The 1,269-nt window shown below is 53.0% G+C and carries 1 protein-coding gene; it reads left to right on the forward strand.

Annotated elements, in window-relative coordinates:
• Positions 1 to 1,241, forward strand: a protein-coding gene (locus ACI2KG_RS29060) for an IS3 family transposase (RefSeq protein ID WP_404664251.1) whose coding sequence is annotated in 2 segments (ribosomal slippage) — positions 1 to 357 and positions 360 to 1,241 — 1,239 coding nt annotated over the 2 segments. Because the reading frame shifts where the segments join, the coding sequence is not laid out codon by codon here. This gene is flagged as partial in the annotation.
• Positions 1,242 to 1,269 lie beyond the last annotated feature (28 nt).

Here is a 1,269-nt window from a genome sequence, read left to right on the forward strand (position 1 = left end):
CGGTGGGTTTCAAGCCATCAGAGCAAGTCCAGCCTTTCTCCGCGCTCAAACGGGCAGCGCTATGACGATGAGTTCAAGCGGCAGGTGCTGAGCTTTATGCACGAGCATCGTCTTTCCATGCGTCAAACCGCAGCGCATTTTGGCCTCGGCCAATCGTCGCAGATAGGCAATTGGCAGCGGCAGTACTACAGTGGTGGCCTTGTAGCTCCTGTCGACCGCCAGAAAAAGCCGATCAAAGTGCCGAAGAAGATCAAACCAGCAAAACCCACAGATACTGACGACTCGCAAAAGCCCCGAGACCAGCTGCTGGCGGAGCTCGAATACCTGCGGATGGAGAATGCTGTCTTAAAGGAGCTCAAGGCTTTGCGGGAGGAAAAGGAACGAATACCGGGGAAAAAGTCCTGATCGTCTCCAAGCTCAAGCGTAGGTTTCCTTTGCCTGACCTGCTGCGGCTGATCGGGCTGGCTCGCAGTACCTTTTACTATCAGGTGCAGAGCCAACAGAAGCCGGACAAATATGCCGAGCTGAAAGAGAAGATTCAGCAGGTCTATCACAAAGAGAAAGGGCGCTACGGCTATCGACGCGTTGCACTCGTGATCAGGAAAGGTGGGGTGCTGGTCAATAAAAAGGTCATCGAAAAGCTGATGGCTGCCCTGAGTCTGAAATCACTGGTGCGGCCCAAAAAATATAAGTCGTACCGAGGTACTGTTGGCAAAATAGCGACGAACCTGCTGGAGCGAAATTTCGTCGCCCAGCGCCCTAACCAGAAATGGGTGAGTGACGTAACCGAGTTCAAGGTGGCTCAACAGAAGCTCTACCTTTCGCCAGTGATGGATTTGTACAACGGGGAAATCATCGCCTACGAGACAGCTGCTCGCCCTCAGTACAGTCTGGTTGGAAACATGCTCGACAAAGCGCTCAAGACCTTGGGAGAGAAGCCCAAGCTAGTGCTCCACACCGACCAGGGATGGCAGTACCAGCAGGCTCAGTATCGCCACACGCTCCGCAATCATGGCGTGAAACAGAGTATGTCTCGCAAAGGTAATTGCCTGGACAATGCAGCTATGGAAAGCTTCTTCGGCACGCTCAAGTCAGAGTTTTTCTACCTCAAGCGTTTCGAGAGTATTGATGAATTGAAAGCGGGCCTGGATGAGTACATTCACTACTACAACCATGACCGCATCAAGCTGAGGCTCAATGGCCTGAGCCCTGTCGAGTACAGGACCCAGGCAGCAGCTTAAAACTGTCCAACTTTTGGGGGGCAGTCCA

Source organism: Pseudomonas sp. NPDC089407 (assembly GCF_044900445.1).
Lineage (GTDB): Bacteria > Pseudomonadota > Gammaproteobacteria > Pseudomonadales > Pseudomonadaceae > Aquipseudomonas.